This window comes from Acidisoma sp. L85 (assembly GCF_009765865.1).
Lineage (GTDB): Bacteria > Pseudomonadota > Alphaproteobacteria > Acetobacterales > Acetobacteraceae > Acidisoma.
Map to the genome: position 1 here is coordinate 48,956 of NZ_LMUQ01000076.1, position 15,034 is coordinate 63,989.

The 15,034-nt window shown below is 56.8% G+C and carries 10 protein-coding genes; 4 read left to right on the plus strand and 6 right to left on the minus strand.

All coding sequences use genetic code 11. The features are described 5' to 3' along the window. Positions 1 to 42: 42 nt before the first annotated feature. Positions 43 to 1,389 carry a UDP-glucose/GDP-mannose dehydrogenase family protein gene (locus tag GSQ83_RS26115; protein WP_216850590.1) on the minus strand — a complete coding sequence of 449 codons (1,347 nt, stop codon included), beginning with the start codon at positions 1,387 to 1,389 and terminating at the stop codon, positions 43 to 45. 577 nt (positions 1,390 to 1,966) lie between these two features. On the opposite strand from GSQ83_RS26115, the gene GSQ83_RS26120 reads away from it, so the two are divergent. The 3 genes from GSQ83_RS26120 (at position 1,967) to GSQ83_RS26130 (ending at position 4,666) form a co-directional block, all read left to right on the plus strand. Next, a complete protein-coding gene (locus GSQ83_RS26120) occupies positions 1,967 to 2,932 on the plus strand; it encodes a GGDEF domain-containing protein (protein ID WP_158805802.1) in 966 nt (321 codons plus the stop codon). Positions 2,933 to 2,964: 32 nt separating this feature from the next. Next, complete coding sequence (locus GSQ83_RS26125; RefSeq protein ID WP_158805803.1) at positions 2,965 to 3,801, plus strand: histidine kinase dimerization/phospho-acceptor domain-containing protein; 837 nt, start codon at positions 2,965 to 2,967, stop codon at positions 3,799 to 3,801. Between the two features lie 667 nt (positions 3,802 to 4,468). Then, complete coding sequence (locus GSQ83_RS26130) at positions 4,469 to 4,666, plus strand: hypothetical protein (RefSeq protein ID WP_158805804.1); 198 nt, start codon at positions 4,469 to 4,471, stop codon at positions 4,664 to 4,666. A 374-nt stretch (positions 4,667 to 5,040) separates the two neighbouring features. Here GSQ83_RS26130 and GSQ83_RS26135 read toward each other — a convergent pair whose 3' ends face one another. Beyond that, on the minus strand, positions 5,041 to 6,231 hold the full coding sequence (locus tag GSQ83_RS26135; protein ID WP_158805805.1) for a hypothetical protein: 1,191 nt from the start codon (positions 6,229 to 6,231) through the stop codon (positions 5,041 to 5,043). A gap of 424 nt (positions 6,232 to 6,655) precedes the next feature. Next, a complete protein-coding gene (locus tag GSQ83_RS26140; RefSeq protein ID WP_158805806.1) occupies positions 6,656 to 7,687 on the minus strand; it encodes a beta-1,6-N-acetylglucosaminyltransferase in 1,032 nt (343 codons plus the stop codon). 1,330 nt (positions 7,688 to 9,017) lie between these two features. Here GSQ83_RS26140 and GSQ83_RS26145 point away from each other — a divergent pair. Further along, on the plus strand, positions 9,018 to 10,319 hold the full coding sequence (locus GSQ83_RS26145; RefSeq protein ID WP_158805807.1) for a cellulase family glycosylhydrolase: 1,302 nt from the start codon (positions 9,018 to 9,020) through the stop codon (positions 10,317 to 10,319). A 291-nt stretch (positions 10,320 to 10,610) separates the two neighbouring features. Here the strand turns inward: GSQ83_RS26145 and GSQ83_RS26150 are convergent, their stop codons facing one another. The 3 genes from GSQ83_RS26150 to GSQ83_RS26160 all read right to left on the minus strand — a co-directional run. Continuing rightward, positions 10,611 to 12,095, minus strand: coding sequence for a flippase (locus GSQ83_RS26150; RefSeq protein WP_158805808.1), 1,485 nt, complete (start codon positions 12,093 to 12,095; stop codon positions 10,611 to 10,613). Next, positions 12,088 to 13,248 carry a glycosyltransferase family 4 protein gene (locus GSQ83_RS26155; protein ID WP_158805809.1) on the minus strand — a complete coding sequence of 387 codons (1,161 nt, stop codon included), beginning with the start codon at positions 13,246 to 13,248 and terminating at the stop codon, positions 12,088 to 12,090. The genes GSQ83_RS26150 and GSQ83_RS26155 overlap by 8 nt, the downstream gene beginning before the upstream one ends. Before the next feature lie 9 nt (positions 13,249 to 13,257). After that, on the minus strand, positions 13,258 to 15,034 hold a 1,777-nt coding region (locus GSQ83_RS26160; RefSeq protein ID WP_216850591.1), incomplete at its 5' end, for a polysaccharide biosynthesis tyrosine autokinase.

Genomic DNA, 15,034 nt, shown 5'->3' on the forward strand with positions numbered 1-15,034 from the left:
GCCCGAGGCTACCATCATGAGCAATAGCGCACGCAATCCGGATCAGGCTGCACCCCGCCGAGCCGCTTCTTCAACCGGTGGCAAAGCGCGGCCGATCGCGTGATAGGCGAAGCCGGCGGCGCGGATCGCGGCCGGATCGAAAATGTTGCGCAGATCGACGATGACCGATCCGCGCATCAGGGCCTTTAGCCGCGCCGGCGCGACCGCGCGGAAGAGGTTCCATTCCGTCACAATGACCAAAGCATCGGCACCCGTCGCGGCCTCGATCGGATCGGTCGTGTAGATCACCTGCGGCGGCAGATGCGGCCTCGCCTGCTCCATCCCTTCCGGGTCGAAGACATGCAACTCTGCACCATCCTCGACGAGGCGGCTGACGATGGGGATCGATGGCGCGTCACGCATGTCATCCGTCTCGGGCTTGAAGGTCAGGCCCCAGACCGCGATGCGCTTGCCACGCACCGAGCCGCCGCAGGCAAGGATGACGCGTCGCGCCATCGTGCTCTTGCGCGCGTCGTTGACGGTGACGACGGTTTCCACGAGCCGCTGCGGCGCACCCGCATCCTGGCCGATGCGTGCCATGGCGAGCGTGTCCTTCGGAAAGCAGGAACCACCGAAGCCCGGACCAGGATGCAGGAATTTCCGCCCGATCCGGCCGTCCAGCCCCATCCCGCGCGCCACGTCATGCACATCGGCGCCCACCCGTTCGCAAAGATCGGCAACTTCGTTGATGAAGGTCACCTTCATCGCGAGGAAGGAGTTAGCGGCGTATTTCGTGAGCTCCGCCGTTTCGATCGAGGTCACAATGATCGGCGTCTCGATCAGGAAGAGTGGACGATAGAGGCTGCGCAGGATGTCCGCCGCACGGTCGCTCTCCACGCCGATGACCACACGGTCCGGCCGCATGAAGTCCCCAATCGCATTGCCCTCGCGCAGGAATTCCGGATTGGAGGCAACGTCGAAGTCAAGATCGGGGCGCGTCTCGCGCACGATCTCGGCGACGCGCCGGCCGGTCCCGACCGGAACGGTCGATTTCGTTACAATGACGGCGTAATTCTTGAGCTTGCGTGCAACCTGCTGGGCAGCCTGATAGACATAGGTAAGGTCGGCATGGCCGTCGCCGCGCCGGGTCGGTGTGCCCACCGCGATGAAGACGACCTCCGCATCGGCAAGGCCTTCATCCATGTCGCCGGTAAAGGAGAGGCGTCCGGCAGCGACATTCTCTGAGACCAGCCGGTCGAGCCCCGGCTCGAAGATCGGGATACGGCCTTCCCTCAGCGCGCCGAGCTTGCGCTCATCGGCCTCGACAATGGTGACCTCCATGCCAAATTCCGCGAAGCATGCGCCGGACACCAGTCCTACATAGCCGCCGCCGATCATAGTAACACGCAAGCGCCTGCTCCTCTAGCTGTGGCAGGTCTCGCATTAACACATCGGGCTAGGCCGCGAAATTGGTGGCTCGATAGAATGCTTAGCGCCGCCGAACCCTCGCAGCCGATCTCGCCGATCCGAATGGTGTCCGTGTGGGACGTCAGATGAGTTTGCTTACCGCGCGCGAAGCTGCGGCGGCCGCTTGTTCAGCTTGCTTATGCGCAGGACGCATCCGAGCCGCGAAGTCTGTGGTACAACCGACTTCCTAGCTAGCTGCCATCAAAGGGGCAACCAGCGTGAGCCAGCTCTCTCGTCTCCGGTATCTAAATCCTGAGATCCGGCCCTTCGGCCGACGCGCATGCCGCAAGTGAGGCCGTGGCCAAGGAACGTGACGCTGCGGTGTTAGAGCGCGCCGTTAAGCCACCCCTTAATGTCGATACCGGTCGGCTTTGTCAGTTCGGAGGCATAGATCTGGGTCTTGCTGACCTAAACCAACACGCTCGCGTGATTTAGCGTCACCGCCCGAGAAAATCCTTCTTTCCGCCCAAGTCGGCTGGTTAAGCCTTCCATCTTCTTCCGCATAGGAGGCTTCACGCCGATGCTAAGAATTGTCGTCGTGGCGCAGTTTCTTATTGGGCTGGTACTGCATCTGGGGTCTCTCCGCGAGATGACCAGGAATATATCTGACCTCAAGAGGGGACCGTTGCGTTTCAGATGGAACGTTCTACGCGCAATCGTCGTGCTTCTGGCAATCTCCTACATGGGCTATATCGCCCAGCTTTTAGCGGAGGGGGAGGAGCAGGCGGGTATCAAAGAAGACTTTCTTGTTGGAACAGCTGCCGTGCTCGTTAGCTTGTTTGTGTACGGTGTTGCAGATTTATCCTTTCAAACAGTTAGAGATTTTCGAGATATCTCCAGGTTTAAGAAACTTGCTCATCAGGACCAGCTAACAGGCGTTTTCAATCGGCGCTATTTTGATCTCACTCTTGAGGAAGCCGTTAAAATTGCGCTCTGTAAGAAAGAGCCTTTGTCCCTTATGGCCGTGGACATAGACCATTTCAAATCAGTCAACGACGAGTATGGCCATCTTTCAGGCGACACAGTCCTCCGCTCCGTATGCGGCGCTATAATGCGACAATGTAGACATACCGACATCGTTGCCCGCTACGGCGGAGACGAGCTCATGATCATCGTTTCGGGTGACGGCCCCACGGCTGTCACACTCGCGGAGCGCGTGAAGGCGATGGTTGAGAACCTTGAGATCGAGTTGGCAACACACGCTACGCTTCGCGTTACCGTCAGCATAGGCCTTGCGACAATAGCCTTCGGCGATAGCCCGGATACCTTGTTCACTCGTGCCGATGCGGCTCTGTACGAAGCGAAGCGTCTTGGGCGAAATCGAATCGAAGTCGTCGCAAATAGCCGCGAGAGCCAGTTCTCGATGAGCCGTGATGACAGTGAGATAACGGAACTGTCGGTGCGGCGGCAAACCCTAACGGGTGAAAAGGGCCTCATCCTCCACCAACAGCCCGTCGAAGATGACGCATTCACCCTGATGCTCTAAACTGCGGGATAGAAGAGAAGTGGGGTGTTTCCATGGCTGACGTCGCAGGGGCTGCGACAGCTGCGATTTGTCGAATTGATGCCGTTCCAATGATCCTCAATGTGATTTGTCGCACGACTGGCATGGGCTTCGCGGCAGTGGCCAGAGTCACCGACGATCAATGGATCGCGTGCAATCTGCTCGACAAGATCAACTTTGGCCTTAAACCGGGTGAAGAGCTAAAGATCGAGACAACCATTTGCAGCGAAATCCAGCGAGACGGTGCAGCGGTTGTCATCGATCACGTCGACCTAGACCCGCGATACAGTCAACACCACACACCTAAGCTTTATGGCTTTCAAAGCTATATATCGGTGCCGACCATCAGGGCCGATGGCTCAATGTTCGGTACCCTCTGCGCAATCGATCCGCGGCCTCGGCAACTGAAGGCACCTGCGACAGAAGCGATGTTCAAGGCGTTCGCCGACTTGATCGCCAGCCACCTGGATGCGCAGGATTATAGCGACGCTCGTGACAAGGAGCTGATCGACCAACGCCAGGACGCCGAATTGCGGGAGCAATTCATTGCAGTGCTCGGCCACGATCTCCGCAATCCAGTTGCCGCGATCGATGGCGGAATTAGGCTGCTGACCAAACGACCGCTCGACGACAAAGCTGTCGGCATAATTAAGCTGATACAGGGCAGCGTGACACGGATGGGCGGACTTATCGACAGTGTCCTCGATTTCGCTCGCGGGCGTCTGGGTGGTGGCATCGCTCTGCAGCAGATCTCGAGCGACTTGCTCGTGCCGTTGCTTGACCTAATCGTTGCGGAGCTGAGAGCGGCATGGCCTGACTGTTCCCTATGGTCGTCCCAATCGCCCCATTAGACGTTGCGCCCGCAACCGCAGCCTTTGCTGTGTCCGGAGCAGCGATCTGATGTTGCCGCACCCCGCGCCCAATGACAGCGGCGGTCACGTTATCGAGGTGAGTAGAACAGGTTTGGATTAATCGAGCCGAGGGTCGAACCCTTAGCCTCTCCAGCGCGGCTGACGTGAGTAGTCGCACCAAGATGGCTGCGAGTATCGATATGCCCTCGAGGCTCAGGACAGGCGGTAAGGCAAAAAAAAGTCATCGTAAATAGTTACGCTCCTCTTGCCCTCTGCAGGAGTCGCGCTTGTTCACAAAAGCGCCGGATGCACGATCTCTGCCAGCCGCAAACTCAGCGCGATACCGAAGGGCTGGCGAGCGCGGGGACCGCTCAACCGAGCGGGGGCCGCTTCCATCACTTTCGGCTAGCATGCAGCCAAGTCACCTGGGATGGCGTCTGGTGGCGTCCAACCGGCGATAGTCCGAGTGTGTAGCCGGGCGGTTGCATTGTCGCGTATCAGCGGGAACTGCCCACGCACGTCAATGGCGGCCGACAGCTCACCCTCTTGATAGAAGAGGTCCCGGATCGCAGCCTTGCGGTCCAGCGCAGTCACGAGCGGGACCCGGGCAGCCCCGTTGACGCCCTTGTGGCTTGGCCGTCCGGTTTTCCTCCGCTAGGGCCACCGCATGGATGCGAAAAAGCTGCGGATGGAGCTTGCCGAGCTGGAGTGGTCGCTTGAACAGTGGACCACGGGCAATCTGACGACGATCGAAACAGGCAAGAAAATCACCCGCAGCACTGTCGCGGTGTGGCGCCACCGAATAAGGGATATCAAGCGCGAGCTAGCCTCCAATTCCTATGGCTCAGCTCGGCCTAGCCTCTGAGTTCGCTACCCCGGACCGTCTTGCCGCCGATATCCATCACTGACCACACAATCGAACAATCGAAGGCCGCCGGCCTGAATTGCAGACGAAGCACAGCTCTGGCCAACACAGATCACGTCAAGGCGGATGACGAAGCGCATCGTAGAAGTAGAGGCCGGTGAGATCGAGATTGAGACTGTAGGACAAGATCGTGCTGGAGACCCAGTCAACTTTGACGATGTGGCGATGACCGTGGGGCAGGCCCGGCTGCTTGCGGCGGCGAGTGAGGCTGAGGCTAGCTTTGCGGGGGTCGGCGTGTCCGCCGAAGTAAATTCCTCACTTTTGCCGGTTAAGGCCGGGGTGTGCATGGCCATTTTGGGCGGCCGACGCTTTTGTTATCGCCACAGTCGGCGAAGCCTTGACATGCACGCCCGTATTGCGCTGGGCAAGAGGTCCGAGAGATGTTCTCGCAAACCAATCGGTTTAGGTGCTTCGATATAAGACACTACAGGCAATTGACTTATCTCAATATTACTGCTTCTGCGATATTGTTCTATTATATGAAAAAAGGCGGAGACAACCGTCGTTGTGGAGCCTGCCCTGAGCAACGATAGAATGACACCAGAGTTCTGAACGAACTTAGAATCCGCAACCGGATCTAACGCTTTTAAGATCCTATCCAGCTCCTCAGCAGAAGAGAACAGGAATTTTTGCAATCCATGACGCTCAAATATTTCACGGTAATTCGGCGTGTCAGAGACAATGGGAATCAGTCCCGCTAGCAGGGCAGTTATAACTTTATTCGGTGATTTGATGTGGGAATTGAGTTTCAAGTCGAGCGAGAAGTGGCTAAGGATCGCGTAGTCGAACTTCTTAGCATGCAGCCTAAACGTCGCGTTGTCGTAAGGAATCGTTGGCACTTTAAGCTGATTGCCGTTTGCTGCATAAAAGCCCTCTTGGTCAACGATGACGACGAAGTCGTCAATGCACCGATCGGCGACATTCTTTAAGATTACCGGAGTCAGTGACGCCATGCTTTTGGAAAAGCTCTCCGAATAGCCGAACCAGAGTGCTCGTTTGCCGGTCTTACGTGGAAACACCTGTGGGTGTTCGTCACCTGCCTCGAGTGTAATTGGATCAATGCATTCAGGGAGCACGTAGACCGGTTTGTATACCCCATTCGCGAGAACTTTGCGATGAATCTCCGTGGGCATCATGTATAAATCTACGATATCATGCAAATCTGTATAGCGCGAATAAGTGTAAATATCGGAGCCAAGGCAAACGACAAGTGGATCCTCGGACCTCCGCTGCATTAGGCGTATCGTTTGAACAGCAGCTACATCATTATAGTGGAATATCAAACAAGAGGGCCGGTCTACTACTAGTCTCGTTGTGGCGTTGGGCACATGCAGAGTAACCTGTAGGCCGTCAACGCCACGAAGACCACTCAAAAGAGGGTCAGACTGTAGTCTCACCAGTGCATCATCGTCCTTCTTAGACCTGACAATGATGAACGCCTCAAATCCAAGTGATGAACGCGAAGCTCCCGAATGAGCCGCATTTAAGGCGGCGTTCTTGTTCAAACTAAATCTCCTTACTAAGGAAGCAAGCTAAATCCGGTGCAACAAAAGCGAGCATTGGATACCCGTAGAGAGCCTGGAAAGCAACAGTGTGGGCGAGGCTTCGTCTAACTCGCGGATATTTTAAATTGGCAACCTGATCGTGAATGTCGCTAGCATATTTTCTGCAGCGCTATACTGGATGCACGATCATAGCACAGCCTGCTTACTGGTCGGCAAAAGAAACGCACAAATACATAGGCAACTCGACGAGCAATAGTCTCTTCAAACAGCAAATAGCATGCACAGGCACTTTGATTCCGATCCAATGTGGATCACATTCCGATTTGCTCAACGTGGGCTGGTGATTCTCGTCTAAGCCTTACCGACAGTAAGGCCTCTTCACGCTCTGGTACAGGATGGCCGGCGAAGGCAGAGTCTGTCGAAGTCATATCACCGTGTCCTGCATTGTGGCATCTAGCGCTGGCTTGTTGATTGTACGCCCTTTTATGCAGATTCGATAAATTGCATTTGAAACATCGGCAGAGCACTTCCGCGCGAACAGGGCGCCGCTCGCGCTTGCATCATCAACGTCTGAAACAGTCAGCTGGCGCAGGTCCACCTGACCGATTATCCGGTTCAAAAGGCTCCGGCGGTTTGGCACTCGCTTGAGGACAAAGTGACCCCCTTGGCGTCCGGCCGATGATGGGATGGTCGAGATGGTCGAGCCTCTTGACCTCGAGTGACGCACAATTAAGGTCGTGAAGAGAATTTCGTCGGGCGCCAGCGCATATCGTAATGCACGTACGAGATCTGCTGGCGGCCGTACACAAACCTCAGCGTAGTGCCGGTCTATGATAAAAAATTGACTACCTTTCCAAAGGTCTCGCAGATCGACCTTTAGCTCGTAGGGCAGGTTTGAATTTAGCCACTTGTAGGCGTTCCATAAGCGGCCATGCAAACCGCTCGCTTTTGGCGTCAGAAAGCGGTTATCATGCGGGTGGAATTTGGTCACGACATAGCGCCCTAGCCCCTCGCCTTGCTTGAGCATCGGGTCAACGCGGCCCCACAGCGCAATTGAGGGTAACTCAAGCATGCAAACAGCGTCGTTGATCTCTTGGACCGGCTTGAGTGGAAAGCAGGAGCCGCTCAGTAATACGAAACGCTGATTATTCTTGTCTAATAGCGCTCTTTCCAGGAGCAGGATAGTGGCGTCGACGATCGAGTAACCGCCCCAGTTAACCACCTTCCTGTTTGGAAGGACTACTAGACGAGAAGCCCCATAGACCCCGATCCAACCTAGATTTGACACTTTCGCATCCAGGTGAAGATAAACGGTCGACCGAGGATCAGCAAGCAATTGATTGGTCAGCAGGCGAAGTTGTTCGTCCGCAGCATGAGCTAGAATGAGATACGCAACCCTTCCAGGCACATGATCCAAATGAGGATTCAGCGCCTGTGCGTCGCCCGCTTCACTCATAGCTCTGATTCTCTCACTCGCAGTCCGGCTAATCGGTGACCCACACAAACGACATATACATTGCCGGCGCGATTCTTTCCATAGCGATAGTGATGCTGTCTAGCCGCCATATCACCCTGTAGAGCGGCTCCGCGTTTCAATCCGACACTTCACGACCTTGAGGCTTAAAGTTGCTACGCGCCTCTGCCCAACGATTCTACGCGCATCAAACTCATTAGCGAGTGCAGATGGCCTGTGGGTTCAACGTCACAGTCAGCAGCGGCAGGGTGCCCATGAAGTGCTCGCCGGAATTCAACGACACACTGATGCGCATGCGGTTTGCCGCATCGCTGGATCGCGTATTCCTCAACTACGTGTCAACTAGGGGTTAGAAGGACTGTTGTCTCTCTCTTTTTGGACGCGAATGCTGACCTGCAAGTCCCCTCGCGAGGCGATATCCGACAAAGTGAAAAGCCTCACGAAGGCGTGAGTCATTTCTATCTCGCGCAGTGGTTGTCCAGAGCCTGGGGGTGGGCCTTGCAGCAGTCGATGCGAGGCAGTCACGAGCACATGTGGAAAATGCCCACTTCGGTGAAGATTCGTTCCAAGTGCACAGCGAGCGTGTGCAGGACTCAAATGGACCGTGCGCCGCTTCATCCAGCATAAGTTAGTGATGCTGGTAATTCTTGCGGTGAAAAGGCGTCGTCGAGTTCGTCTCGCCGTTGCCTATCTGGTTTTGTTCAGTTGAGATAGAGTGAAGCGCGGAGGCTGCGTGCGAGATGTGTGGCTCCAGGTCGAGCTTTGCGGAAGCTCGCGGGGCTAAGGCAAAACCGCCATAGGTGAATCTGGGACGTGAGGAATGCATCGATGACCGTTTGCTATGTCTTGCCATTGCTTGTCGGCGGCTGCAATGCACGTTGGCTTCGAGACCTGCGTGCGGAGGCTATTAGACCTAATATACCAGTGAGTGATAAACGTATCAGTCAAAGCGAACCCACGTCATTTGCTCGTTTGCTCGAAGCATCGCAACCACCCATGCATAACATCGCACGCAGCTTAAATCGGCCCGAAAGTCGGACATCTCTCGCCGCTATCCGCTATCCGCTATCCGCTATCCGCCATCCATCATGGAGCACCTCATCCAGATCGTAATCCATGCGCTTCTGACACAGTAAACAAGTTGCAAGTGAGCTCGTGACAAGAGCCGCCGACCTAAAATCAACGCTTGCTTACTGATAAATGAATTTTTTTGAAGACGCGAGCGTCCTGTTTGCTTATTAAGGGACACTACTTATATTGAACTACATTTAAGTCACTCTATAAGGCATTGTAATTATTGTAAGAGGTAGTTGTGAGCATTTTAATTCAGGTTGCAGAAGACGCCTATAAAGGTAATGCGCAGTTCGTCGTCAAAGTGGATGGTAAGCAGATCGAGGGGACGGAGACCGCCACGACGCCTGATAGTTCCGGCCAATGGCAAACGATCACCTTGAATGACGTTCTTGCCCCTGGTTCACACTCTATCAGCGTTACCTTCCTAAACGACGCCTACGGAGGCAAGTCGTCACTGGATCGTAACCTTTACGTAAAGTCGATTGCGGCCGGAGGCATAACGGCCACAGAAAATATGGAACTCGGGAGAACAGGAAGCTCCGTCGCAGCGCAGATCAACATTCCGTCCTCTATCGCATCGGAAGACACGCAGCCAACTCAAACGACATCGACCTCCGGGGTTCAACTTCTCGGAGTCAATCTCTCCGGTGCCGAATATGGTAATCCAGTAACCGGTGTTCTCAACTACGATTACATTTATCCCACAACGAACGAGATCGACTATTTTGCAAGCCTTGGCTTAAATGTCATTCGTATTCCCATCAGCTGGCAGCGACTACAACCGGTACAATTCGGTGCTCTAGACAAGACACAGTTAACATATTTGGATAAGTTAATTGCCTACGCCGCAACTAAGGGCGTAAAGGTTGACATCGATCTCCACAATTACGGTATGGCTTTTGGGGGCGATGTTGGAAGCGCCACCACCCCTGACGCTTCGCTAGCAAATTTTTGGTCGCAGATGGCAGTTCATTACCACAACTCATCAAACGTGATATTCGGTTTAATGAACGAACCGCATGATCAATCCGCTACAGCATGGGCAACAGCCGCGCAGGATAGCGTCAACTCGATCCGAGCAACCGGGGCCACCCAGGAAATTCTAGCCTCAGGATCGGATTGGGATACGGCGTCGTCCTGGGTTAGCTCTGGAAATGCCGCAGCGGTCGGCAGTGTTACGGATCAAGACAATAACCTGGTCTTCGAGGTCCATCAGTACTTCAATCAGGGTTCCACTGGCACTAGCACGAGCGTTCTCTCTCCGACCATTGGTCCAGATAGTCTTGCCTCCATCACACAATGGGCCGTGGAAAATTCCAAGAAGCTGTTCTTAGGCGAGTTCGGAGCAGGAAGTGATTCTGCTAGCCTATCTGCACTCGGTAATACTTTAAGCTACATAAACGGCCACTCAAATGTCTGGCAGGGCGGAACTTATTGGGCCGCCGGACCATGGATGGGCAATTACATGTTCTCTGCCGAGTCAAAAAACGGTGTGGAAGCACCACAAGCAGTTTTGCTTGCAGCCGGAGTACATCACTAATGAGCGGTCTCAAAACGCTCTAGGGATGACTACATGAGGGGAAGGCGGCTGGTTCGATTCAAAATTTGTCGAGTGTTCTAATCCATGCGTAGGAACTAACGATAATCCGAGTGCAAGGGGTGGGAAGCTGTCTGGCATCAAACGCTAAGTGATACTCCGTGTAGCACATAGCAAATTGCATTCACTCACGATCACTTACATGGGCCTAGCCCGCGCTACCCAGGCTTAGGCTACAGGTATCGGGATAAGGAAGTGTCGGTGCGTTAAGGAGACGATCCCGCTTGCGCATCTTCACGCCAAATCACGCGCGGACACTTGCGACGAGAGGCCTAGACGACGGCAAGCGGTCTGGATGGTCTGTCTCAAGGTTGGGTCCAAGGCGTACCCCAATATCGCGAAGGTAAGTCCGGCGAGTGTGGCGGCCGTGGCGGCTTCGATCATGGTCAGTGGGATAAAGCGTGCGATGGCGAGTGAAGCGGCCATGAGCAGGATGGCTGGTGCAATGCGCCATAGATTATGTGGCCAGCAGCGGCTGACGATGAAGAGGACGATACAGTTGACGGTCACGCGCAGTGTCCAGGCCAAGGCAGCGCCGGGAAGACCCATTGTGGTGATGAGCAGATAGAGAATGGCGAAGAAGGGGATGATTTCGGCAATCCCGACCTTGGCGGTGATATGGGGTTTGCCGCGTGCCTGGATGAAGCCGTAGGGAAGGAAGGCGATACCATTGGTCCAGGCTCCAAACAGCACGATTTGTCCGACGGCCTCGGAGATATTGGCGAAGTGGGGACCGATCCAGAGCCGCAAGAACGGGCCGCAAAACAGGATTCCCGGGGCGCAAAGCATGCCGAAGCCATAGGCCAGCGAGATGGTGGCCCGGCGGGTTGCGTCGATCGCCTCGGCTTCGCTGCTGCGCGAATTTCGTGGAAACATTGTGCGTGAGAGGGCGGTCGCAAACACCTGGGATCGCATGGCCAGGGTCATCGGCACCGAGTAGTTGGCGACCGAGGCGGCGCCGAGCATGGCGCCGATGATGAGTTGGTTTGAGGTATCGAAGAGCGGGTTGAGCAGGCTGGAGACGGTCACCCAGGAGCCATAGCCAAACAGCTTGCGCATCCAGCCGAAGTCGAGGTCGGTGAGGCGCACCGGCCATTCTATTTTGATGACCACGGCATAGGAGAGCGCGACCGCGAAGAATCGGGCGAACAGCGTCGCCGGGATAACGACCTCCAGCGTCGGCGCGATCGCATAGGCGCAGATCAGCGGCAGGACTTGGCCGGTCATGGTGCCGAACGAACCCAGCGTGTTGGACAGAAAGAACTTCTCGCGAGACTCCAGTGCTCCGGTCGACACTCCTGAGAGCATACCGAGCGGCAGCATTGCGGCCATCCAAGGATAGGCGTCGCGGGTTTCGGCCATGAGATTGCCGGGAATCTTGACGAGGTGAAGCAGCACAAGATGGCCGACGCAGTACAAGATCAGGCCGCCGATCAGGCCAAGACCCAGATTGCAGCAGAACGCGGTTACCAGGACCGGCGAACGCTCTCTCGACGATGCATGGCCGAGCTTGGCTAAAGCATTGGCTGTGGCGCGCGAGAGACCGAAATCGAGGAAGCCGAAATAGCCCAGCAAAACCCAGGTGATCGTGACGACACCGTAGCGGGCGAGCCCGATCTCGTGGATATAGAACGGCACGGTTCCAAGCGACGTGACGATCGGCAGCAGTGCGCCCAGCACGTTGTAGCTGAAATTGGCGGAGAACGCCTGCCTACTCAACTACTTGCTCCCGCCTTGCGCGCGCTGCACTGTTGTCTACGGCCAATCCGATTGCGTCCTCATAGAGATCGCCATAGCGGGAGGCAACCTCCTCCCAATCGTAGCAACGGACTTCCTGCATAGCGTGCAGGCGGCGTTGCTCATAAGTGCTTATACCCTCTGAAGCCGCAGACTGAACTGCAACACTGGCGCTTTCGGGGTTCTCGGCATCGACGAGGAGGCCGATGCCTGTACTTTCGACGAGTCGCCGGAAGGGTGTGATGCCGCTCAGGACAGGAAGCAATCCGGCCGACATCGCCTCAACCGCCGCCAAGCCAAATCCCTCATAGGCAGAGAGACAGCCAAAGTAGCTCGCTTCGCCCATCAGGGCGCGCAACGCATCATCACTCGGGTCAATCACGAAGTGCACGGCATCCAGCACACCTGCGATGCCCGCGAGGCTGCGCAACTCCTCGGCGGTTTGATCAGCTTCCCGTCCAGCAACGATCAAGCGCCACGCAGGGTCCATACTCCGTAGCCGGGCCAGAAGCGGGAAGAGGTGAGCGATCCGCTTGTGCTGGGCAAAGCGGCCGAAGCTGATGATCGTGCGGGTCGGGACACGCGACGATGCATCCCGGAACTTTATCTGGTCGATGCCATTCTCGATCACCGTCAGCCGAGGCCCGGCGCTTCGCCGAAACATATCGGCATCGCTATAGCTGCACGCGACGATGCGGCGATAGGCGCGGATCGACGCCCAGGTGACGCTGTTAAACCAGATCTTCTTAGCAGCGTTATACTGCCCGCTATGGAAGAAGCCGCCATGGGTCGAGGCGATCATCGGCCGCCCATGCAGCGGCCGCGTCGCGGCAAGAAAGTCGAAGAAGAAGTCGATGGCATGGACATGCAATACGTCGGCGGACTGCAGATGTGCCAAGACCGAGGGTGCCAGGGGGTAGCGTGTCGAACCGCGCCAGGGGAGGCGGCGAACCGGAATGCCGTCGACGATATCGTGCGCGGGTAGCTTACCACTGCGACCAAAAAGCCGGTCCAGCGTGACCACCCGCGCATCAATGCCCAGCCGGCTGCGCTGTGCGCTCGCCAGGCTCTGGACCGATGCTTCCAACCCGCCAACCGATGGGCTGAATTGCCGGACGATGTGAAGAACTTTCAACACGTCGCCTTAGGTGCTGTAGGCACGGCTGATCAGCTTCATCTCACGACGGCTGTAATCGCCGCCGAACGCCATTGTCGAGTTCTGATCGACCATCGACACCACGATGCCGGGGATGCGGGCGCCGTAGGACCGCAGGCGATCGAGGCAGGCGGTAACCGCCTGGCGTGAGGTTTGCTGCCAGCGGCAAACGAACACCGTCTGATCGACGACGCTGCCATGAACCAGGGCATCGGTCATGGCGAGGAGAGGGGGGCTGTCGAGAATGACAAGGTTATAGGAATTCTTGAAGCCCGCCATCAGGCCGCGCAGCCGGGCGATGTCACTCGCGTTGAACGGACGGGACATGGCTTTGCCGGCACTGATAAAGTCGATCCCCGTCTCCGGATCGGTCTGGATGACATCCGCCAGGCTGGCACGACCATCGAGCAGATCCGTGAAGCCAAACTGGACGCGGTCCTTCGACATCAGTCCGCCACGACGATGATCGCCATCGATCAGCAGCACTTTTTGCTCGCCCTGGCGCGCGGTGATGGCGAGCCACACGGCGAGGGTGCTTTTACCCTCCTCAGGACTGGCGGAGGTCACCAGAACGGAGCGGGACACATCTCCTTCGACCAGCAAGGAGAGCTGGGCGGCGAGCCCTCTCACTGCCTCACTGGCGCGCGAGAAGGGTTCGTCCAGCACGTGGCGAGCAATCAAGTGATCGCGGCGTGACGCAATAAAAGGAATTGCCGCCAGCACCGGAAGCTGCACGGTCGCACGGAGAGCATCCAGCTCCTCGAAGCCGACAGAGAAGTAATCCCGCGCCAGTACTGCCGCGGCGCCCGCGACCAGGGCAAGGACAATGATCCCGGCGAGGAGTTTGACGTGGTTCGGGAAGGTCGGCCGCGTCGGCACCGGCGCATGCGAGACAAAGGAGACCGGCGGCTCCAGCAGGGCGGCGCGATCCACCACCTCCTTCGCATGATTGAGGAACGTCTCGTAGACGCCGCGTGCACTCTGGGCTTCTTCGCTGAGACTTTGATACTCAGCCTGCGGCGAGCTCTGCGCCCCGGCTTGAGCCCGGAGGGCATCAAGATTGTCGCTCAGCTGCTTGGTCTCCGCTCGCGCCGAGATAAGGTCCTCATGGATCGAGGCCAGTGCTGAACGGGTCTGGGTATTCAGGCTTGCCCGCGCCGCGGCTAGCTGACGGTTCAACGAGCGAAGTTTGGGATAGTTCCGGCCATACTGCGCCGCCGTATCGTCCCGCATGCTTTGGATCTGTAACAGCGTATTGGCCGTGGCAACCAGGATCGGCTGCTCGGACAGCGATACGAGGGCACTCGTATTGCCATGCTGGGCAGCATCGTGCAGGGCATCAGCACGCGCCTGCGCCGCGGCCAGCCGCGCCTGAGCCTGGCTCAGATTGACCGCCGTCTCGGTGATTTGCCGATCGATCAGAGGATTGGCAGTCGTGCCCTCCGTCGTATTGGTAAGCCCGTGATTAACGTCGAAGTTATCCGCCTTATGCACGGCATCGAGCCAGCGCTGACGAAGTTCCCCGGTTCGAGCATCGAGCCACTGAGCAACGTTGTTCACGTCGGCAGTCTGACGAGCAAGCGCGATACGCTGGTAGTTGCTCACCACGGCATTCGCCAGTGCGGCGGCCTGGGCCCCCGCTTTGTCGGTCACGCTGACATCGATCACACGCGAATGCAGTTCCGGCGTCACCGTGAGGTTGCTTAAGAAGGCATCGATCGCTGACTGCTGGCGAGCTTGCGGATCGGTCGAAACCGGCTTTGCA